Origin of the sequence: Bacillus sp. ILBB4 (assembly GCF_035064545.1) — a bacterium.
Taxonomy (GTDB): Bacteria; Bacillota; Bacilli; order Bacillales; family Bacillaceae_H; genus Priestia.
The window spans coordinates 392,025-411,579 of the sequence record NZ_JAIQVD010000002.1 but is presented as its reverse complement, the minus strand read 5'-3'; the positions used below and the strand labels follow the sequence as shown (position 1 = coordinate 411,579).

The 19,555-nt window shown below is 38.0% G+C and carries 20 protein-coding genes; 9 read left to right on the top strand and 11 right to left on the bottom strand.

Annotation, left to right across the window (positions count from 1 at the left end; genetic code table 11):
• Window positions 1-201: 201 nt before the first annotated feature.
• Genes ptsG through ptsP form a run of 3 tightly spaced genes read left to right on the top strand, consistent with a single transcriptional unit; the run spans window position 202 to window position 4,262 of the window.
• Window positions 202-2,256, top strand: coding sequence for a glucose-specific PTS transporter subunit IIBC (ptsG, locus tag LAV82_RS08360; protein WP_013056010.1), 2,055 nt, complete (start codon window positions 202-204; stop codon window positions 2,254-2,256).
• A gap of 18 nt (window positions 2,257-2,274) precedes the next feature.
• Window positions 2,275-2,541 carry a phosphocarrier protein HPr gene (locus tag LAV82_RS08355; RefSeq protein WP_013056011.1) on the top strand — a complete coding sequence of 89 codons (267 nt, stop codon included), beginning with the start codon at window positions 2,275-2,277 and terminating at the stop codon, window positions 2,539-2,541.
• Window positions 2,541-4,262, top strand: coding sequence for a phosphoenolpyruvate--protein phosphotransferase (gene ptsP, locus LAV82_RS08350; RefSeq protein ID WP_013082261.1), 1,722 nt, complete (start codon window positions 2,541-2,543; stop codon window positions 4,260-4,262). Before LAV82_RS08355 ends, ptsP begins: the two co-directional genes overlap by 1 nt.
• 41 nt (window positions 4,263-4,303) lie before the next feature.
• Here ptsP and LAV82_RS08345 read toward each other — a convergent pair whose 3' ends face one another.
• Window positions 4,304-4,990: an LrgB family protein gene (locus tag LAV82_RS08345; protein ID WP_013056013.1), complete on the bottom strand. Its 687-nt coding sequence runs from the start codon at window positions 4,988-4,990 to the stop codon at window positions 4,304-4,306.
• Window positions 4,987-5,355 carry a CidA/LrgA family holin-like protein gene (locus tag LAV82_RS08340; protein ID WP_013082263.1) on the bottom strand — a complete coding sequence of 123 codons (369 nt, stop codon included), beginning with the start codon at window positions 5,353-5,355 and terminating at the stop codon, window positions 4,987-4,989. The genes LAV82_RS08345 and LAV82_RS08340 overlap by 4 nt, the downstream gene beginning before the upstream one ends.
• A 390-nt stretch (window positions 5,356-5,745) precedes the next feature.
• Here LAV82_RS08340 and LAV82_RS08335 point away from each other — a divergent pair, with 390 nt between their 5' ends.
• The gene (locus LAV82_RS08335) at window positions 5,746-5,940 is read left to right on the top strand and encodes a hypothetical protein (RefSeq protein WP_499715868.1); all 195 of its coding nucleotides are present in this window, start codon (window positions 5,746-5,748) and stop codon (window positions 5,938-5,940) included.
• A gap of 50 nt (window positions 5,941-5,990) precedes the next feature.
• Here the strand turns inward: LAV82_RS08335 and LAV82_RS08330 are convergent, their stop codons facing one another.
• Window positions 5,991-6,866: a LysR family transcriptional regulator gene (locus LAV82_RS08330; RefSeq protein WP_013056015.1), complete on the bottom strand. Its 876-nt coding sequence runs from the start codon at window positions 6,864-6,866 to the stop codon at window positions 5,991-5,993.
• Window positions 6,867-7,106: 240 nt separating this feature from the next.
• On the opposite strand from LAV82_RS08330, the gene LAV82_RS08325 reads away from it, so the two are divergent.
• Window positions 7,107-7,883, top strand: a complete 777-nt coding sequence (locus tag LAV82_RS08325) for a hypothetical protein (RefSeq protein ID WP_013056016.1) — start codon at window positions 7,107-7,109, stop codon at window positions 7,881-7,883.
• Between the two features lie 297 nt (window positions 7,884-8,180).
• Here the strand turns inward: LAV82_RS08325 and LAV82_RS08320 are convergent, their stop codons facing one another.
• Entirely contained in the window at window positions 8,181-8,876 is a 696-nt protein-coding gene (locus tag LAV82_RS08320) for a GNAT family N-acetyltransferase (protein ID WP_499715867.1), read from the bottom strand.
• A 144-nt stretch (window positions 8,877-9,020) separates the two neighbouring features.
• Here LAV82_RS08320 and LAV82_RS08315 point away from each other — a divergent pair, with 144 nt between their 5' ends.
• Complete coding sequence (locus tag LAV82_RS08315; RefSeq protein ID WP_029325103.1) at window positions 9,021-9,806, top strand: SDR family oxidoreductase; 786 nt, start codon at window positions 9,021-9,023, stop codon at window positions 9,804-9,806.
• Window positions 9,807-9,842: 36 nt separating this feature from the next.
• Here LAV82_RS08315 and LAV82_RS08310 read toward each other — a convergent pair whose 3' ends face one another.
• The 5 genes from LAV82_RS08310 to LAV82_RS08290 all read right to left on the bottom strand — a co-directional run bounded on the left by LAV82_RS08310 (window position 9,843) and on the right by LAV82_RS08290 (window position 13,200).
• A complete protein-coding gene (locus LAV82_RS08310) occupies window positions 9,843-10,454 on the bottom strand; it encodes a nitroreductase family protein (RefSeq protein ID WP_013056019.1) in 612 nt (203 codons plus the stop codon).
• Window positions 10,455-10,606: 152 nt separating this feature from the next.
• Entirely contained in the window at window positions 10,607-11,770 is a 1,164-nt protein-coding gene (locus LAV82_RS08305) for an aminotransferase A (RefSeq protein ID WP_057274560.1), read from the bottom strand.
• A 96-nt stretch (window positions 11,771-11,866) separates the two neighbouring features.
• Complete coding sequence (locus LAV82_RS08300; RefSeq protein ID WP_013056021.1) at window positions 11,867-12,088, bottom strand: IDEAL domain-containing protein; 222 nt, start codon at window positions 12,086-12,088, stop codon at window positions 11,867-11,869.
• 204 nt (window positions 12,089-12,292) lie between these two features.
• Entirely contained in the window at window positions 12,293-12,487 is a 195-nt protein-coding gene (locus LAV82_RS08295) for a protein YkzT (RefSeq protein ID WP_013056022.1), read from the bottom strand.
• Window positions 12,488-12,600: 113 nt separating this feature from the next.
• The gene (locus tag LAV82_RS08290; RefSeq protein WP_499715866.1) at window positions 12,601-13,200 is read right to left on the bottom strand and encodes a TetR/AcrR family transcriptional regulator; all 600 of its coding nucleotides are present in this window, start codon (window positions 13,198-13,200) and stop codon (window positions 12,601-12,603) included.
• Window positions 13,201-13,496: 296 nt separating this feature from the next.
• Between LAV82_RS08290 and LAV82_RS08285 the strand changes: the two genes are divergently transcribed.
• The gene (locus LAV82_RS08285; RefSeq protein WP_013056024.1) at window positions 13,497-14,402 is read left to right on the top strand and encodes a chemotaxis protein; all 906 of its coding nucleotides are present in this window, start codon (window positions 13,497-13,499) and stop codon (window positions 14,400-14,402) included.
• Window positions 14,403-14,452: 50 nt separating this feature from the next.
• Here the strand turns inward: LAV82_RS08285 and LAV82_RS08280 are convergent, their stop codons facing one another.
• Complete coding sequence (locus LAV82_RS08280; protein WP_013056025.1) at window positions 14,453-14,920, bottom strand: YkyB family protein; 468 nt, start codon at window positions 14,918-14,920, stop codon at window positions 14,453-14,455.
• A gap of 254 nt (window positions 14,921-15,174) precedes the next feature.
• On the bottom strand, window positions 15,175-15,687 hold the full coding sequence (locus tag LAV82_RS08275) for a L,D-transpeptidase family protein (protein ID WP_211078166.1): 513 nt from the start codon (window positions 15,685-15,687) through the stop codon (window positions 15,175-15,177).
• 109 nt (window positions 15,688-15,796) lie between these two features.
• Here LAV82_RS08275 and LAV82_RS08270 point away from each other — a divergent pair, with 109 nt between their 5' ends.
• A complete protein-coding gene (locus tag LAV82_RS08270; RefSeq protein WP_211078165.1) occupies window positions 15,797-17,323 on the top strand; it encodes a Ppx/GppA family phosphatase in 1,527 nt (508 codons plus the stop codon).
• A 73-nt stretch (window positions 17,324-17,396) separates the two neighbouring features.
• Window positions 17,397-19,520 (top strand): RNA degradosome polyphosphate kinase, encoded by a 2,124-nt coding sequence (locus LAV82_RS08265; protein ID WP_211078164.1) that lies wholly within the window; start codon window positions 17,397-17,399, stop codon window positions 19,518-19,520.
• Window positions 19,521-19,555: the final 35 nt, after the last annotated feature.

The following is a 19,555-nucleotide window of genomic DNA, read 5'->3' as shown; positions in this document are numbered from 1 at the left end:
GTGTATCCATTTATCGTTTCTTTTTCCTCATGCCTTTTTTTGTTATAAGAAAGCGCAATCATTTAAAGCTTAGGCTTCAGGACACCAGGAGATGTAATGAGTTTTCTAGTTAAAGAAAGCGTTTTATGAAAGCGCGTTAATGATTCACGTATCAAATAAATAGCTTGTTGCACACTAAATATATAAAAGGAGGTAAGCGCCATGTTTAAAAAACTTTTTGGAGTATTACAAAAAGTCGGAAAAGCGCTTATGTTGCCGGTTGCGATTTTACCGGCAGCAGGGATTTTACTTGGAGTAGGGACAGCGCTTCAAAACCCTACATTGTTGGATGCAGTACCGGCACTTGGTGCAGACTGGGTTCAATTGGTTTCAAATGTTTTGTCGCAAGCGGGTCAAATTGTATTTGACAACTTATCGCTATTGTTTGCCGTTGGTGTTGCCGTTGGTTTAGCTGGTGGTGACGGTGTAGCAGGTATTGCTGCAATTGTAGGCTACTTAATTATGAACAAAACGATGAGCACAATCTTAGTTGCTACAGGACAACTAGATCCTGACAAAATGGGTGCCAATCCAGCTTACACTAGCATCTTAGGAATTCCTACGTTAGCTACAGGTGTATTCGGGGGTATCATAGTAGGTATTTTAGCTTCATCCATGTATAATCGTTATTTCAATATTGAATTACCATCTTATTTAGGGTTCTTTGCAGGAAAACGATTTGTACCAATCATTACTGGGGTATTTTCAATTGTTTTAGGTGTTATTATGATTTTCATTTGGCCGCCAATTCAAAGCGGATTAAATGCTTTTTCTACTAACATGATTGATGCAAACCCAACTTTATCAGCTTTTGTATTTGGATTGATTGAACGTTCATTAATTCCATTTGGACTTCATCACATATTCTACTCTCCATTCTGGTTTGAGTTTGGTGATTACGTTAATAAAGCAGGTCAACATATTCACGGTGACCAAAAGATTTTCTTTGCTCAATTAGCAGATGGCGTGCCTTTAACAGCAGGAACATTCCAAGTTGGTAAATTCCCGTTCATGATGTTCGGATTGCCAGCAGCAGCTCTTGCGATTTATCACGAAGCTCGTCCTGAAAACAAAAAATATGTAGCTGGTATCATGGGTTCAGCTGCTTTAACATCTTTCTTAACGGGTATTACAGAGCCGCTTGAGTTCTCGTTCTTATTCGTAGCACCAGTACTATTTGCAATTCACGCAGTATTTGCTGGTTTATCATTTATGGTTATGCAATTATTAAATGTTAAAATCGGTATGACGTTCTCAGGTGGGGTTATCGATTACGTTCTATTTGGAGTTATGCAAAACCGTACAGCATGGTGGCTAGTTATTCCAGTAGGTTTAGTTCTAGCAGTTATTTACTACTTCGGTTTCCGCTTTGCAATCCGTAAATTTAACTTAAAAACACCGGGTCGTGAAGATAAAGAAGAAGGAGAAGAAGATGTAAAAGTAGAAGCAGCAGAGCTTCCAACAAATGTTTTAGCTGCACTTGGCGGTAAAGAAAACATTACACATTTAGATGCTTGTATTACGCGTTTGCGTGTATCAGTAGATGATGTAGGTAATGTTGATAAAAACCGCTTGAAAAAACTTGGAGCAGCTGGTGTTCTTGAAGTTGGTAACAATATTCAAGCTATTTTCGGTCCGAAATCTGACACGTTAAAAGGTCAAATTCAAGACATTATGAATGGCAAAACACCGGTTGTCACAAAAGAAGAGACAAAAACAATTGAAAAACCTGTTGCAACATCTGAAGTAGGAAGCGATAATGGTAATGATATTGTTTCACCGATTGAGGGAGAATTGGTACCTTTATCGGAAGTACCAGATCAGGTATTTTCACAAAAATTAATGGGTGACGGTTTTGCGATTATTCCGAAAACAGGCACAGTAGTTGCACCAGTGGACGGAAAAATAGTAAACTTATTCCCGACGAAACATGCTTTAGGTATTGAATCAACGACTGGACGTGAAATTTTAATTCACGTTGGTATTGATACAGTTAATTTAAAAGGCGAAGGTTTTGAAGCTTTAGTTGCCCAAGGCGATGAAGTGAAAAAAGGACAGCCTCTATTGAAAATTGATTTAGACTTTGTAAAAGAAAATGCGCCATCGACGATTACGCCGATCATTTTCACGAATTTACAAGCTGATGAAAAAATTGATATCTTAAAGCAGGGCCAAGTTTCTCAACAAGAAGCAAATATTATTAACATTTCAAAGTAAAAAGGAGATTGATTTAACATGGCACAAAAAACATTTACAGTAACAGCAGACTCAGGAATTCACGCACGTCCAGCAACAACTTTAGTACAAGCAGCAAGCAAATTTGATTCTGATATCAACTTAGAATTCAACGGTAAAACTGTAAACTTAAAATCAATCATGGGCGTTATGTCTTTAGGTATTCAAAAAGGCGCTACAATCACTATCTCTGCAGAAGGTTCTGACGAAGCAGATGCACTTGCTGCTCTTGAAGATACAATGAGCAAAGAAGGATTAGGCGAATAATGACAAAGGAAATTCAAGGCATTGCCGCTTCTAGCGGCATTGCTATTGCTAAAGCATTTCGTCTAGAAAATCCAGAATTAACCGTTGAAAAAAAATCAGTAACTGAAGTTGAAGCAGAAGTAGCACGTCTAGAAGCTGCGCTAGAAAAGTCAAAATCAGAACTTGAAATTATTAGAGAGCACGCTCGTAAAGAACTTGGTGATGACAAAGCAGAAATCTTTGAAGCTCACTTATTAGTTCTAAGCGATCCTGAACTTATTAATCCAATTAAAGATAAAATTACAAATGAAAATGTAAACGCTGAACATGCACTTGATGAAGTAGCGGCAATGTTTATTAATATGTTTGAGTCAATGGACAATGAATATATGAAAGAACGTGCTGCTGATATCCGTGACGTAACAAAACGTGTATTAGCTCATCTTTTAGGTGTAAACGTTTCAAATCCAAGCTTAATCTCAGAAGAAGTTGTCATTATCGCAGAAGATTTAACGCCGTCTGATACAGCACAGTTAAATCGTAAGTTCGTAAAAGGATTTACAACAGATATTGGCGGACGTACTTCTCACTCAGCAATTATGGCGCGTTCAATGGAGATCCCAGCTGTTGTAGGTACAAAAACAGTTATGGAAGACATTCAAAACGGTGTATTAGTAATTGTTGATGGTTTAGATGGCGAAGTTATCGTTGATCCAAGCGAAGAAACAGTAAAAGCTTACGAGAAAAAAGCCGCTGAGTATGCAGAACAAAAAGCTGAGTGGGCGAAGCTTGTGAATGAAAAAACGGTTTCAGCTGATGATCATCACGTTGAACTTGCAGCTAACATTGGTACACCAGAAGATGTAAAAGGCGTATTAGAAAACGGCGGCGAAGGCGTTGGCCTTTATCGTACAGAATTCTTATATATGGGCCGCGAAGATCTTCCGACGGAAGAAGAGCAGTTTACTTCTTATAAAACAGTTCTTGAACGTATGGAAGGCAAACCAGTGGTTGTTCGTACTCTTGACATTGGTGGAGACAAAGAGCTTCCTTATTTAAATCTACCAAAAGAAATGAACCCATTCTTAGGATTCCGTGCCATTCGCTTATGTCTAGAGATGCAAGACATGTTCCGTACACAGCTTCGTGCGCTTCTACGTGCAAGCGTATACGGTAATCTGAAAATTATGTTTCCTATGATTGCTACTGTTGATGAGTTCCGTCAAGCAAAAGCGATTCTTTTAGAAGAAAAAGCTAAACTTCAACAAGAAGGCGTACAAGTTTCGGAAGACATCGAAGTAGGGATGATGGTAGAGATTCCTTCCTCAGCGGTAATCGCAGATTTATTTGCTAAAGAAGTAGATTTCTTCTCTATCGGAACAAACGATTTAATTCAATACACGCTTGCTGCTGACCGCATGAATGAGCGCGTGTCTTATTTATACCAACCGTATAACCCAGCGATTCTTCGCTTGGTGAATATGGTAATCAAAGCGGCTCACAAAGAAGGTAAGTGGGTAGGCATGTGCGGAGAGATGGCAGGAGATGAGATTGCAATTCCAATTCTTTTAGGTTTAGGCTTAGATGAATTCTCAATGAGTGCAACATCTATTCTGAAAGCTCGTTCTCAAATCCGTCAATTATCAAAAGCTGATATCGAACCTCATTTAGATACAATTCTATCAATGTCTTCTACGGAAGAAGTTATTGAGTTCGTAAAATCAACTTTTCATATTGGATAATAAAAAGGTGTGATCATATATGATCACACCTTTTTTATCTTTTAAGCGAAAATAGTAGGCAGAAGCATATTCGCAAACAACATTGTAAGAAGTGCTGCTACGATCATGCCAAGGCTAGAAAAAGTACCTTCAATTTTTCCAAATTCAAAAGCTCTTGCTGTACCTGTCCCATGAGAAGCTACTCCTAAAAGAAGACCTCTTGCTAGAGAAGAGTGCAGTGCGAGGAGCTTAATCAGTTTTGGAGCGACCATACATCCTACTACACCGGTTATAATCACAAACATAATGGTGATATTTGGATCTCCTCCTAGCGTCTGAGATACATTAACAGCAATAGGAATCGTAACCGATCTTGGAATCAAGCTATGAACCAGCGTTGATTGTAAATGAAACACTAATGCTAACAGCATGGAAGATATCATGGCAGCAAACGTGCCGAGCCCTACGCTTAAGCTGATTTCAACACGATGTTTTTTGAGTAAATCAAAATACTTAAACATAGGAACAGCAAAAGCAACGGTTGCTGGTCCAAGCATAAAGCTAATAGCACTGGCACCTTGCTTATAATGATCATAAGAGCCATTCGTTACTAATAAGATACCAATTAAAAGAATGGGGGCTAGTAAAATAGGGGAAACTAGCATAGACTTATATTTTTTATAGAGCACTTTTGTGCCGACATAAACGAGCAGTGTAAGCGGAAGAGCAATCCATGTGAGTAATGTCATTTTAGCGAACCTTCCTTTCTTCTTGAAATATGTTCTGCAATGATTCCCGTTATAGACATTACAATAATCGTACTGATTGTGATAATAATCACAATCTGGATTCCAAAATGCATCAATACATCTCCATAATTGATGAGTCCAACGACGGCTGGTATGAAAAATAGTAATAGTTCTCCCACTAACAGTGTTCCACCTTGTTCAACCCAGCTTAATTTAATTACTTTAAAGTACAGTAAGAAAAACAGTAAGAAAAATCCGATGATACTACCTGGCACTGGGAGGTCAAACCACTGTGAAATACTTTCTCCTATTAAAAACAGAGCCGTTAGTAATAAAATCTGTAAAATCACCATAATCAGTTTCATGATTAGCCTCCTTTATTTATGTTTTTATTCATTCCTAGTTTGTTGAGACAATAATGGAGTCGTCTATGCTGAAAAGACGACTCCATCATGGGAAAAGAGAAACTATTTGGATTTTGCAAATGGGGATACAACTTAAGTAAATGAATGCTACACACTTATCTTACAAAAAAACGACTATAATATGAAATATATAATAACTATGATAACTATTCTTTTTAGTTATAGTTGAAAGAAATCTCTTTACAAATGCGTTGGTAACCTTTTCAAAAAAAGAGTTTGTGAAATATAAGGTCTAATTATTTAATAAAAGGTAATTAAAAAAAGAGATGGAGACATGCTTAAATCAATTCAATCTAAAGACGAACCAATGGGAAAAGTGATTTAGTATGAATGACTTATTACACCGTTGTTGATTTCCGTGCAAGGCTTCGTTTTCCGCGGGCGGCCCCTGAGCCTCCTCGTCGCTTCCGCTTTTCCCGCAGGAGTCTTCGCCTTGCTCTCCAAACAACAGCTAAAAGCCGCTACATATATGGAACCTACGTTCACCACCATAAAAAAATCCGAATGAGTTTGATTTTCTATTAAGAATCAAACTCATTTGGATTTTTAATTAAACTACTTTTGTCTCAGCTTTGTTAAACTGTACTTTTAATATAATCAATAAAAGCCTGTGTAGCATAAGAGATATAGCGATCTTTTTTAACGATTAAAGCAATTTCCCATGGAATAGCATTCTCGAGATTAATTACTTTCACATGCTCCAAATCAAGCTTTTCACATAATGAATAAGGGAAAAGAGCAATGCCAAGATTAGCAGCTACCAACTCTCCAATGAAGTCCCACTGAGAGCTTTTAAAAGCAATATTAGGTGTAAATCCATTTTTTAAACATTCGTTATAGACCATTTCATGCATGGTGAAGTCTTCATGAAAGGAAATAAGCGTTTCGTCTTTTAACTCTTTTAATGAAATCGTAGAATGCTGAGCTAACGGATGAGATTTATGAACAACAAGCTGCAGTGTTTCTCGGGCTAAAGGAGTCGTAAAAAACATGTTTTCATCAACTGGAAGTAAAACTACGCCCACATCCACTTCTCCTTGTTCCACAAATTTTTGCATTCTTTTAGCGCCATATTCCACTAATTGAATATGAATCTCAGGGTATTGCTCTCGAAATGCTTTAATAATAGTAGGAAAAAACAATGTACCAATAATAGGGGGAATGCCTATTTTGATGGTTCCTCTTTTTAAATGCATTAAATCATAGAGGGAATCCGATAAATCCCGGAGAGAAGATAAAATGCTTTCTGCTTGCTCGTACACAATTATTCCTGCATCGGTAAGCTGAACTTGTTTGCCAGCGCGATCAAACAAAGGTGTGCCGAGCTCTTCTTCTAATGATTTAACCATTTTACTGAGAGAAGGTTGCGAAATATGCAGCGCTTCAGAAGCTCTTGTGAAATTTTTATGTTTAGCCACTTCTGTTAAGTAATGCAAATGGCGAACATCCATTTTGTATACCTCCGTGTTCATACATGCTAATTAATAAGATACACACATTCTACCACATTCACAATCAGCTCTATACCTTTCTTTCCTATCAAATAAAATGACCAGTAGAAGAGGAGTGAATACGAAAGAAATTGCCAACAATATATATTTACACATTGTTTATTTTAGAAGTATAATATATAAATCAGTAGAACGGTTACATATCGATCACAGAATCAATCAATAAGGTGGTTAGAACGGTTGAGTAAAGCAGATGAAATAAGAGATATCGTTTATATTAATGGCCATGTAAATAAAAAATGCTTTATTACATATGGAATTGAATTTAAAGAGTTTTATCATTCCCTTCCTACGCCGCTTGCAAATATATTATTGTTAAAGCACGGTTTTGAAGACAGTGATTACCATTACCAAACCCATATGGACTACGTAGAAGAAGAACAAATTCATCTTTTAGCAGAAGATGATGTTTATAATTATGGTGATTTTTGTTGGATTGATTTTGAGGATGTATCTTCGTTGGATTTGTTAGAACCTCAAGATATTGCAGCGCTGCTGTATTTAGGTCATTTAAAAAAACCGCTCAACTCGCCATTTAATAATAAACTCGGTAATCAATTTGTTTATTTAGCTCATGATGATGGATTTTACAACAAAATCTATTTTCGAGACGTGTATGATATGAAGCATATTTTAAGCCGAATCATTCCGTTGAAAATGTCAGAAATTAAGCAAAAAAGATTTGTATTTAGAAGGAAAAAGTTGGAATATCCAATATTGCCTCTCGTGTTAGCAAATACGCTTCTTACTTTAACGAATGACGGTTTGTTTATTGATTTTGAACACATGGTCCAATCCCGTAGAGATATTAAAATTCCTTTGTATACAATCGGTGACTTTGACGACATGAATGAAATGTATAATGATCGGTTTGAGCACAAAGAGATGAGTAAATTGCAGGCGCATCTTGTTCTCACTCATAAAGAGCTAGAGTGGAGCATTGAAGAAGTTCAATAATCTAAAAAGAGGTTGAGACATAACTAAATGAATCCAACCTAAAGACGAACACATGAGATACATGAGCTGGACTGCTTATTACACCGCAGTGGATTTCCATGCAAGGCGTCGCTTTCCGCGGGCGGGCGCTGAGCCTCGTCGCTTCCGCCCCTATAGGGTCTCACTTCCCGCAGGAGTCTTCGCCTTGCTCTCTAATCAACTGCTAGAAGGAACGAAACAGATAAAACTATATTCACAATCACAAAAAAACGAGCCGTTAATCAAACCTGTTGATTAACGGTTCGTTTTTCACTTGGGCTAAAATACCTTTGCTCCAGCCTCTTTTTGAATAGCCGTATAAAATGGATTTTTCCATTCCATTAGTACGGCGTAGTTGTGTGAATCTTCATCTTCAATATAGTTTGCTGCGAGACCAATAGGCGTTCTGCCACAGCGCATTAAAAAGGTCATAACCGGGTCGTAGAGAGTTCCGGCTGATACAAGGTTCATGTATTCAACGGGCGTGTACAAGGAAGACGCTGATGCGTATCCAGGGATGCGGCACCCGCCGAGCAGCCTTTCTAACTTGTAATGAATCACGACTTCATATAAAGACTGCAAAAGCAGCTTCCCAAGCCCCATCGATCGATGCGAAGGAATGACGCATACGTCCACTACATAAAGCGTATTACCAGAAGGGTCGTGCGTATGAATATATCCGCTTCCTGTTACTTCATCCCATGTGTGAGCCTCATTTCCTTCCACTGAAACAATCGCGCTTGTGATAGATCCGCATATTGTCCCGTCTATCTCCACGCATAGCGCTCCATCCGGAAATAGGGAAACATGGTTATTTAACTGAGCTTTGCTCCATAATAATTCAGAAGGGAAAGGAGGGGGGAAACTTTCTTCTTGAATCCGAATCAGCTCATCGAAGTCATTTGATGTATATGATCGTACCGTACATGTTACAGGCTTATTTTGATGAAAGACAAAGCATTGCTTTTTATACACTGCTTTTTTGCCTCCTTTAAGAAATAATTTTCAGATAATTAAGTATACCATATGGAAAAAAGAAATTATTTCATATTTATTGAAGAATTTGACGAGAACGTGATAAAGTTAAAAAGATTCAAACTATTAGACGAGGTGAAAGAAATGGATGTTGAATTAAAAGGAAAAACAGCGCTTGTATTTGCGGCCAGCCAAGGGCTCGGCAAAGCGATTGCTGCCAGGCTCGCAGAAGAAGGCGCAAACGTTATGATTGCAAGTCGTTCAGAAGAGAAACTAATCCAAGTAGCGGAAGAGATTTCATATCTTGGAAGCGGACAAGTGTTACATAAAACGGCAGATGTCACGAAAACTCAAGACATTCAAGATGTTATTCAATATACAGTAGATACGTTTGGAACCATTGATATTTTAATTAATAATACAGGAGGTCCTAAAGCTGGGAACTTCCTTTCGTTAACAGATGATGATTGGAAGCATGCATTTGAGTTAAATCTCCTCAGCTATATTCGTATTATTCGTGAAGTAGTGCCCGTTATGAAAAAGAGCGGAGGACGTATCGTCAATATTGCTTCTTCTTCCATTAAAGAGCCAATTGCTGGACTTATTCTGTCAAATACCTTCCGTACAGGAATCGTGGGACTTACCAAAACACTTGCTTCAGAACTAGCAGAGGACGGTATCTTAATTAACACGGTTGCGCCAGGAAGAATTGCAACAGACCGAGTGAAAGAGCTAGATACCATTCGTGCTGAAAAACTGGGAGTAGACGTTTCAGAAATTGAAGAAGAGATGAGAAACCAAATTCCTCTTAAACGCTACGGTCAGCCTGAAGAGTTTGCTAAAGCCGTTGCTTTCTTTGTTTCGGGAGCGAATTCATATATGACAGGCCAGTCGTTTCTAATCGACGGAGGCATGGTGAAATCCATTTAGTTACATAGAAAAACCCTGCAGTTGCAGGGTTTTTTGTTAAATCCAAGTTGTAACTTGATCTAATGGTAAACGATCGCTAGCGTGAGCTTCTTTAGCCGCTTTTCCCACTGAGATAAGCATAACCGGAATGTATCGATCCTCAATTTTGAATTCTTCTACAAATTTTTGAGCGTTAAATCCGCCCATTGAGCAAGTGTCTAATCCTTTTGCTTTTGCTGCAAGCATGAATGTCATAGATGCAAGAGAAGCATTCGTAAACGCTGCATCCCGGGCAAAAGCACCGTTTTTATAAGCGCCGTTAATTTGTCCTGACAAAATATTTTTTACGTCTTCTGTCATGTGACCTGCTTCGACTAGTGGATTGTACACCTCATCTACATTTTTATTGGCTTCTAAATCACCTAAGACAGCTACTACAGCGCCTGCTTCTGTAATTTGTTTTTGGTTGTAAGCAATTGGAAGTAGACGTTCTTTCGCATCTTGGTCTGTAATAACAACGAAATGCCAGTGCTGTAAGTTCCAAGCTGATGGTGACTTCACTGTTGCTTCTAAAAGTTCCGTTAATTCTTCTTTGCTTAATTTAGCTGAAGAGTCATATTCTCGAATCGATGTACGTTCATTTACCACATCAAAAAAATCTTTTGTCATAATAAAAACCTCCGTTAAAAGTATGTATTTCTTTAGTGAATCGATGCACATTTTATAATGATACACTATTGAAGTCAATTTATATGCTTCTAGTATACCCGCTCTTATGTGCTATCACTCACAAAAAAATGCATACGCTTCTTACCATCGGCTTAACGTGATTGACGAGAGGTAAGATAAGCTTCAATTCGATCACAGGCTGCACGCAGCGTGTTCATGGAATACGCATACGACAGGCGTACATATCCTTCTCCGTGGGAAGAAAAAGCGCTGCCGGGTACTAGTGCAACACCCGCTTCTTTTACTAACTCCAGGGCAAAATCAAATGAATTACTGTGGAAGTTCTGAATAGAAGGGAAGATATAAAAAGCACCCGTCGGCTTTTCTACGTCAAATCCCATGTTTACTAGCCGGTCATAAACATAATTCAGTCTTTGTTCGTATTCTTTTTTCATATCTACCGCATCATTTTTGCCTGCTGTCAGTGCCTCGAGTGCAGCTGCTTGAGAGACAGAAGAAGCACAGCTCACGTTGTATTGATGAACTTTTAAAATATGTTTGGCTAAATAAGAAGGAGCGAATAAAAGGCCAATTCGCCAGCCTGTCATGGAATGAGACTTTGATACTCCGTTAATAACAATTGTTTTCTCTCTCATAGATGAAATGGAGGCAATGGACTGATGTTTTTTATCAAAAACGAGCTCGCTGTATATTTCATCAGATAGTACAAAAATATTTTTATCGCTTAAAAGAGCAGCAATTTCTTCTAATTCTTGCTGTGACAACGTCACGCCTGTAGGATTAGACGGATAAGGTAAGATGACGCATCTTGTTTTAGACGTCAAATGTTGTTGGATTAAATCCGCTGTTAGTCGAAATCCTGTTTCGGTTGTATCAATATGTACAGGTTTAGCGCCGTTTAACCGGATAAGCGGTTCGTATCCTGGGTAAACAGGTCCAGGTAAAATAACTTCGGAGTCTTCTTCTAAAATGGTGCGAAGAGCAATATCAATTGCTTGACTAGCTCCAATGGTCACAATCACTTCATCAGCTGGGTTATAGTGCAAGTCATATTTTTCTTTGACAAATTGAGCTGCTGCCTCGCGCAGTTCTATCGTTCCAGCATTGTGGGTATAAGAAGTTTGGTTATCATCAATTGCAGATTTTGCCGCTTCTTTTACATGCTGTGGTGTTAAGAAGTCAGGTTGTCCAATTGTGAGGGATAAAACATCTTGATATTGTGAGACCATATTATAAAATGTACGTATTCCTGATAATTCAATTTCTTTGACACGTTTATTGATTAAGTGCTCCATAGTTTCAAATCCTTCCGCGTATTTTCAACTCATTTTATCACAATGAAAATAGGTAAAAAACCACTATTTGCGCATTTTGCAAATAGTGGTTTTAAGTTAGGTATTATACAGCTTATTATAAGCTGTTGTTAGTTCATAAAATTGTTCTTCATCTCTGTTATCTAACGCATCGTCGATAAGAGATTTCAAATGCTGTTTATTAAAGTTTGTACTCATAGTCGTTAAAATACGATCAGCTTCTTTCGCGTAATAGTGTTGGTAAGGTGTGTACTGAGATGAGTGAGGATAGTGATTCATATTTTTTCGATAAGAACTCATAACATAAACCTCCTTTTTTAAAATAAAACGCAGCTTCTATTACTTGAAATGTACCCTTTCTATATAGTTGTTAACCCTGTTTTTTAGCTGCGAATGTGCTAAGGTATGTGTTAGGAAATCAGAGGTTCCTCGCTTCACGTTCAATTCTAGATTCAAAATAATAAGCGCATAAAAAGACCTGCATATATATGCAGGTCTTGTATATTAGTCAGTGTGTATTTGGCCTTCACGCCAATAAACGGGGGAAACGTAGCCAAAATCAACTTCATGATCGTCCAATGTTACAACGCAGTGATCAGAGCCTTCTTGTTCTTTAATATCTTGATATACAGCTTCTTCTACGTTTTCAATAATGGTCATTTCATTATCGTCATTAAAAAGAATGACGGAGCCTTTCATATTACGAACACCTTCTTTTAAGATTATTCATTCACTTTGTGTAGTATAAACCGTTTTGGCTGTAGAGTCCACAGCTATCTTCGATTTCTTGTTAAAAATTTGTGAACAGGCTTTTAGGAATGAATAAGAAACCCTCTAAATAGAAGAGTAACCGACTTGTCTATTCTTTCTTGAAGGGTAGTAGAGTCGGGGTGGTTGGTACACCAGTAGAGAAGTGTGCCAAAAAAATTAAGTATAGCAATGGAAGCCATTTCTTCGGCAGGAATATCGACTATAAGTTCACCTCGGTCTTGTCCTGTTTGAAAAACTTTTGTAAAATGAGCGCGCATTTTTTCAATTTGAAGAATTTCAGATTGTTGAAAGGAACTGTTGGTAATAGCAATATGAAACCAAGAACGGATTAGGTGAGGGTTCGCTTCTTCGTTTGATTGCGCTAGTAATAAAAACAGTTGTTTAACAATAGAAGCAGTTGATTCTTCTGTTTGAAGGAGCTGTTCTAATTTATAGGAGATACGGTTTGTAAAATTAATTCCAAGGTAGTGAAGAACGTCTTCTTTTGTTTTGAAGTAATTAAAAAATGTACCCTTTGCTACACCCGCTTCATGAGTAATTTGAGACACAGTCGTTTTTTGATATCCCTGCTGTTGGAATAAAGAAATAGCGGCCTTTTGGATGCGTTTTTTTGTTTCTTCTTTTTGTAATCCTCTGTTCATAAATTACACCTCGTTTTAATAGGAGTAGTCGTTTGACTCAAGTTCATAAGCTAGTATAGAGAAGTAAAGTAGAGCAAGTAAAAAACTGAGCAGAGGATGAGACGAAAGGGATCAACGCTCATGTTTTTATATAGTATATAATATTCTGTCAATTCCTAAAACAATATTTTATGTATATGTTTTAGGAGAAAAGGATACCAAAATAAGAAAATTTTTCTTTACGGATATAAGAGGCGGTCACTATAATAGGAAATATGGACTATTAGATAAGCAGGTGAGATGAGAGGAGTAAGTATATGAATCGAGATAAAGGAATTTTGTTGGAAAGTGGCACAAACGAACTGGAAATTGTCGAATTTGAGATAGGAAATGTTTGGTTTGGCATCAATGTAGTAAAAGTTAGAGAGATTATTAATCCCGTATCTATTACACCTGTTCCAAATGCGCATTCTTACATAGAAGGTATTACAGAGCTAAGAGGGGAAGTACTTCCTGTGGTTGACATAGCAAAAGCGTTAAAAATGGAACCTTCAAATACGCCGGAAAAAGATAAGTTAATTGTTACAGAGTTCAATCAGCAAAAAATTGTCTTTCATACCCATGCAGTGACGCAAATTCACCGTATTTCTTGGAAAGAAATTGAGAAGCCTTCAGATTTGTATCAAGGTTTGGAAACACAGATTACTGGAGTGGTGAAATTAAACGGTCAAATGATTCTGCTGTTAGACTTTGAAAAGTTGATTTCTGACGTGAACCCTGATGCGGGTATTAATCAGTCGAAAATAAAAAAGCTAGGGGCTAGGGAACGCTCTAATAAAAAGATTGTCGTGGCTGAAGACTCGCCGCTGCTGCGCCGAATGATTGAAGATACTCTTGCACAAGCAGGTTATGAGAACACGGAATTTTTTGAGAACGGTGAGGAAGCATGGAACTATCTAAGCTCGGTGATCGATGAAGGAGTGGAAATCAGTGATCAAGTCCAGCTGCTTATTACAGATATAGAAATGCCGCAAATGGATGGGCATCATTTAACTAAAAAAGTAAAAGAAAATCCTCAGCTTTCTGTACTTCCAGTCATTATCTTCTCTTCTCTTATCACAGAAGATTTACGTCACAAGGGAAAGATGGTAGGAGCGGAAGGACAAGTAAGTAAGCCAGAAATCGGAGAACTTGTTGAGTTGATCGATCTTTATATTTTGTAGAATCACAAAAAAGTGCCTGAAAGCAGATCGCTCCACTTCAGGCACTTTTTTTAAAAATAACTTTTACCCAGCGGTTTAAACACAGGTGCTTGCCGTTTTCTTGGAGTCGAAACAGGGCTTTTAGCCGGCTGTACGAGATGACCCGTATATTTAGATAATAAGCGCTTCGCATAAGATAATGACATAGTCGTTTTGGGATTTCGATACTGATGGTTTAAATGGCCGAGGTGTGATAACTCTTTGAAGTCTTCTTTCTTTGGAGGCATATGGAAAAAGTAGTCTCCAACTGATACAAGTACATCTGATTTTTGTTGACTTTTACCAGGGTTTGGCGAAAAGTGAAGTCCTTCTTTTTTGGCTTTTCCTTCTAAAATTAGTTGATCTAATGCAATTTTCTTTAACGTATATAACTGCTTAGGATCAGGAGCAGCTTTTGCGTGACGATTTACAGTGAAAATAGCTTGTGCAATCTCAGATACAGACGGGGTCAAAGAGCCTTGTCCATTTGCTTGAGACATACGTTCACTCCCTTTCTATCATATCAGCTGTTCAACCTATAAGTGAAAGCTGATACGTTCATTATAGCGTGTCTTGTCCCATTTGAAAATAATTACACGAAGAAGTATTTTGGTAATTAATGAAATTTCCTATGTATAGGGTTTGTTTTGTTACGCTTCCTTATACAAGTAAAGTGGAACAGCAAGCCATACTTTCTATTTTAAAAAAAATGCTGCTCCCACAGTTAAACAATTATTGATTAGTAAATCCCGAACTATTGAGCCATTCGTCGAGAAGGTCGAATATAAACACCAGTCCCATTTGGCACAATTTTAGCTAGCTCATTTACTTGGGCATTATACATGCGAATGCATCCTTTGGATACGGCTTTTCCAATAGAACTTGGATCATTTGTTCCGTGAATGCCATATGACTTTTTAGACAAGCTTAGCCACATTGTGCCAAAAGGCCCCCCGGGGTTTGGCTCCCGGTTAACGATAATAAAGTCTCCAGTAGGGGTTGCGCTCAGCATTTTTCCTGCTGCAATGGGATAGACTTTTTGTATGATATTATTTCTTCGTAATTCAAGCTGCTTTTCAGCAATAAACACGTAGATCGTGTAAGGAATGAGCTCTTTATCAGGGAGGTTTGGAATGATGATTACTTGCCCAGGCTTCAGCGTACTATGGCTTACAAAAGGATTAGCCATCCACAGGTCTTCAACCGGAATCCGGTAGTCACCTGAAACGCTTTGCCAGGTTTCACCGCGCTTTACTATATATCTCATTAACTTCGCTCCTTTGATATATGACTATGTTGTAACAGTATACGATTGAAAAAAGTAAAAGTGACTTTTGTGAGCATAAAGTTATTTTGAAAAAGGTGTTGAAATTACATTGACTTATAAACATGGACTGATTGATATAGGTTCAAATACGATACGCCTTGTTATTTATGAATACAAAAAAGGCAGAGGGTTTAAGCAAATTGAAAACGTGAAAGTAGCTGCACGGCTTCGAAATTATTTAAGTAAAGAAGGAGTGTTAACGGCTAAAGGAATATGTACCTTGCTTGATACGCTTGAAACGTTTGGAGTTATTACCAAGCATCAGCAGCTGGCGCACGTTACCTGTGTGGCCACAGCTACCATCCGTCAAGCGGCTAATGCAAAAGAAGTTCTAGCGCTTGTAAAAAAAGAAACGGGCTTTTCTATTCAACTATTGTCTGAATATGAAGAAGCGTATTACGGCTTTGTTGCCGTTATTCATTCCACTTCGATCGAAGAAGCCATTACAATTGACATTGGTGGGGGAAGTACGGAAGTTACGTATTTTCGCAATCGAGAGTTAGTGCAGTACCACAGCTTTTCGTTCGGTGCCTTATCTCTGCGTCTGCAGTTCGTCAAAGGCAATATTCCCACTGCAGAAGAAAAAGTAAAAATCCGCGATTTCGTGATCCGGCATTTCCATACTGTCCCGTGGCTTTTAAATCGCCAAGTTCCGATTGTAGCAATTGGAGGAAGTGCAAGAAGTATGGTGCAAGTGCATCAAGGTTTTATCCACTATCCTCTCGCCGGGCTGCATCAATATGAAATGAATTTAGCTGATATATTGCATGTGAAATCTGCTATAGGCTCATTGTCTTATCACAATCTTCAAAAGCTAGACCGCTTGTCAAAAGATCGTGCGGATACAATTTTGCCAGCGATTGAAGTATTTCAATCCTTATATGAAACAGTCAACGCGACTCGTTTCATCTTAAGCCGCAAAGGCTTAAGAGAAGGGGTGTTATTTAAGGAGGCTTCTGATGCTAATATCCAGCCAATGTACCCCGATGTCATACAGCAAAGTTTTCAAGAAATAATGGAAGAGTTTGAAGTAAATAAAGATTATGTCAAACAGCTTACGCGCACAGCTATTATGATGTTTCAGCATCTTAGGGAGCAGGGACCGGTTGATTTAAAAGAGGATGACTTAGCGCTTCTTATAAAAGCTGCGCAAGTGTATGATATAGGAAAGTATATTGATGCGGAATCAAGCAGCCAGCATACGTTTTATGTGCTTGCTAATCGTACAATCGATGGAATTTCACATAGAGAACGTTTAAAGCTGGCACTTGTTTCTTCATATAAAGGGAAGTCTTCTTTTAGGCAATATGTTGCTCCTTTTAAAAAGTGGTTAACAAAAGAAGAACAAAAAAAAGTCCAGCTGCTCGGTGCGGTTTTAAAAATAGCTGACGGTTTACATGCAACAAAGCGAAATGTTGTTCAACATATTGACATGAAAAGCGATGAAAACACAGTTACGATTAAACTATTATGTACAAAAACCTTTCGTTCTGAACAATATCAGGCTGAAAAACAGAAAAAGCATCTAGAAAAAGTAGTGAAAAAAAATATTGTTCTTGAATTTACTAAGCTTTAGAATAACGCTGGATCGGTTAGAATATTCAGTATAGCTAACTAGATTAAATCCATTATCCTGGAAGGTGAGGCTAATGTTAGAAAGTAATCGCACTTATAAGCAAACCATACAAGTGGCTGATTCAGCTTATTACAATAATCGTGAATTGAGCTGGCTGGCTTTTAACAAGCGGGTGCTGGAAGAAGCAGTAGATACGAAAAACCTTTTACTTGAGCGGTTTAAATTTCTAGGAATTTTCAGTTCAAATCTGGATGAGTTTTTTATGATTCGGGTAGCCGGATTAAAAGATCAAGTGAAAGCTGGATTTAGCAAACCTGAAAACAAAGCAGGCTTAACTCCTAAACAGCAGCTATTTTCTATCTCCAAACAAAACCACGATCTAGTCAAGCAGCAGGATGATACGTATATTCATACACTTCTTCCCGAATTACAGAAATACGGCGTGGAAATCATTACGGTTGAAAAGCTGGAGGAATCAAATCTAGATAAGCTTGAACAGTATTTTGACGAGCAAATCTTTCCCGTATTAACTCCTATGGCTATTGATACCTACCGGCCGTTTCCTATGTTGATGAATAAAAGCTTGAACTTAGTAGTCGTCCTTTCAGAAAATTTAAATGATGAGCAGCAAATTGCCGAGATAAAAGAAAGACTAGCTATCGTTCAAGTACCTTCGGTGCTAACGCGCTACATTGAAATAGCCACGTCAGATTCTACCCGTCTATTTGTATTGCTAGAGGATGTAATTGCCTATTTTATTAAAAAGTTGTTTAAGGGATACCGCGTTTCATCCGTTTCTCAATTTCGAATTACCCGCAACGCAGATATGACTATTCACGAAGAAGACGCTCAAGATTTACTAAAAGAAATTGAAGAAGAGTTACAGAAGCGAAAATGGGGAGCGGCTGTTCGGCTTGAGATTAAGAGTCCATATGATCAGGGTGTACTAGCGTATTTAAAGTCAGTACTTGAAATTGACGATGAAGATGTGTATGAGATCGAAGGACAGCTGGATTTAACCAGTTTATTTTCGTTTTATAGATTACTTAAATCTACGCATGAAGAGTTGGCTGACAAAGCCTTTATTCCTAAGCTTACAACAGAGTTACATCCGGATCAAAATGTTTTCGACCAAATGATTCAAAGAGATATTTTGCTTCACCATCCTTATGAATCGTTTAAGCCGGTACTTGATTTTGTTAACGGTGCAGCAGACGATGAAAATGTGCTCGCTATTAAGCAAACGTTATACAGGGTAAGCGGAGATTCTCCCGTTATTAAAGCATTAAAACGAGCGGCTGCAAAAGGTAAACAAGTGACGGTACTAGTTGAACTAAAAGCGAGGTTTGATGAAGAGAATAATGTGCAATGGGCTAAAGAGCTAGAGCGGGCAGGGTGCCACGTGATATATGGAATGACTCATTTAAAAACGCATGGTAAAATTACGCTCGTGGTGAGAAGAGAAGGAGAGCATATTAAACGGTTTGTTCATCTTGGTACTGGGAATTACAACGATGCGACGGCAAAGATCTATACGGATATAAGTCTTTTTACTGTCAACCGAAACATCGGGATAGATGCGGCCAATTTTTTTAATTACTTAAGTGGCTATACGCAAAAACCAGTATATCATCATTTATCCGTTGCACCATTTGATATAAGAAATGATTTTTTGCATCTTATTGATCAGGAAATCCATTATCACAGACGGTATGGCAATGGAAGAATCATTGGGAAAATGAACTCATTGACGGATAAAATTTTAATTATGAAGCTATATGAAGCTTCTATAGCTGGTGTGACAATCGAACTCATTGTTAGAGGAACGTGCTGCTTGCGCCCTCAAATTCAAGGCGTTAGCGAGAATATAAGAGTAAGAAGCATTGTCGGACGATTTTTAGAGCATAGCCGAATCTATTATTTTCATCATAATAAACAGGAAAAATTTTTCTTCTCATCTGCAGATATGATGACAAGAAATATGGTGAAACGAGTAGAAATTTTATTTCCTATCTTGGATACACATTTGAAAAAAAAAGTGTGGAAGTGGCTTGAAGTTATGCTTGCTGATAATGTAAAAGCACGAGAACAAGACCAAGAAGGGAATTATCATTATGTCATAAAAAAAGAACATGAGCTCTCTATTAACAGTCAAGAGATCTTTTGTCAATATACTCTTTGCGACGATCAAGAATAACATAAAAAAAGCCGACTGCTCGGCTTTTTAGTCAT

Excerpts from the sequence above, each read along its gene's own strand:
- LAV82_RS08315 (WP_029325103.1), top strand. The coding sequence starts at position 9,021 with ATGGATGTTGAATTAAAAGGAAAAACAGCGCTTGTATTTGCGGCCAGC.
- LAV82_RS08275 (WP_211078166.1), bottom strand. The coding sequence starts at position 15,687 with ATGAGATATATAGTAAAGCGCGGTGAAACCTGGCAAAGCGTTTCAGGT.
- LAV82_RS08335 (WP_499715868.1), top strand. The coding sequence starts at position 5,746 with ATGACTTATTACACCGTTGTTGATTTCCGTGCAAGGCTTCGTTTTCCG.
- ptsG (WP_013056010.1), top strand. The coding sequence starts at position 202 with ATGTTTAAAAAACTTTTTGGAGTATTACAAAAAGTCGGAAAAGCGCTT.
- LAV82_RS08265 (WP_211078164.1), top strand. The coding sequence starts at position 17,397 with ATGTTAGAAAGTAATCGCACTTATAAGCAAACCATACAAGTGGCTGAT.
- LAV82_RS08345 (WP_013056013.1), bottom strand. The coding sequence starts at position 4,990 with ATGACATTACTCACATGGATTGCTCTTCCGCTTACACTGCTCGTTTAT.
- LAV82_RS08330 (WP_013056015.1), bottom strand. The coding sequence starts at position 6,866 with ATGGATGTTCGCCATTTGCATTACTTAACAGAAGTGGCTAAACATAAA.
- LAV82_RS08340 (WP_013082263.1), bottom strand. The coding sequence starts at position 5,355 with ATGAAACTGATTATGGTGATTTTACAGATTTTATTACTAACGGCTCTG.
- LAV82_RS08285 (WP_013056024.1), top strand. The coding sequence starts at position 13,497 with ATGAATCGAGATAAAGGAATTTTGTTGGAAAGTGGCACAAACGAACTG.
- LAV82_RS08310 (WP_013056019.1), bottom strand. The coding sequence starts at position 10,454 with ATGACAAAAGATTTTTTTGATGTGGTAAATGAACGTACATCGATTCGA.
- LAV82_RS08280 (WP_013056025.1), bottom strand. The coding sequence starts at position 14,920 with ATGTCTCAAGCAAATGGACAAGGCTCTTTGACCCCGTCTGTATCTGAG.
- LAV82_RS08355 (WP_013056011.1), top strand. The coding sequence starts at position 2,275 with ATGGCACAAAAAACATTTACAGTAACAGCAGACTCAGGAATTCACGCA.
- LAV82_RS08300 (WP_013056021.1), bottom strand. The coding sequence starts at position 12,088 with ATGAGTTCTTATCGAAAAAATATGAATCACTATCCTCACTCATCTCAG.
- LAV82_RS08305 (WP_057274560.1), bottom strand. The coding sequence starts at position 11,770 with ATGGAGCACTTAATCAATAAACGTGTCAAAGAAATTGAATTATCAGGA.
- ptsP (WP_013082261.1), top strand. The coding sequence starts at position 2,541 with ATGACAAAGGAAATTCAAGGCATTGCCGCTTCTAGCGGCATTGCTATT.
- LAV82_RS08295 (WP_013056022.1), bottom strand. The coding sequence starts at position 12,487 with ATGAAAGGCTCCGTCATTCTTTTTAATGACGATAATGAAATGACCATT.
- LAV82_RS08290 (WP_499715866.1), bottom strand. The coding sequence starts at position 13,200 with ATGAACAGAGGATTACAAAAAGAAGAAACAAAAAAACGCATCCAAAAG.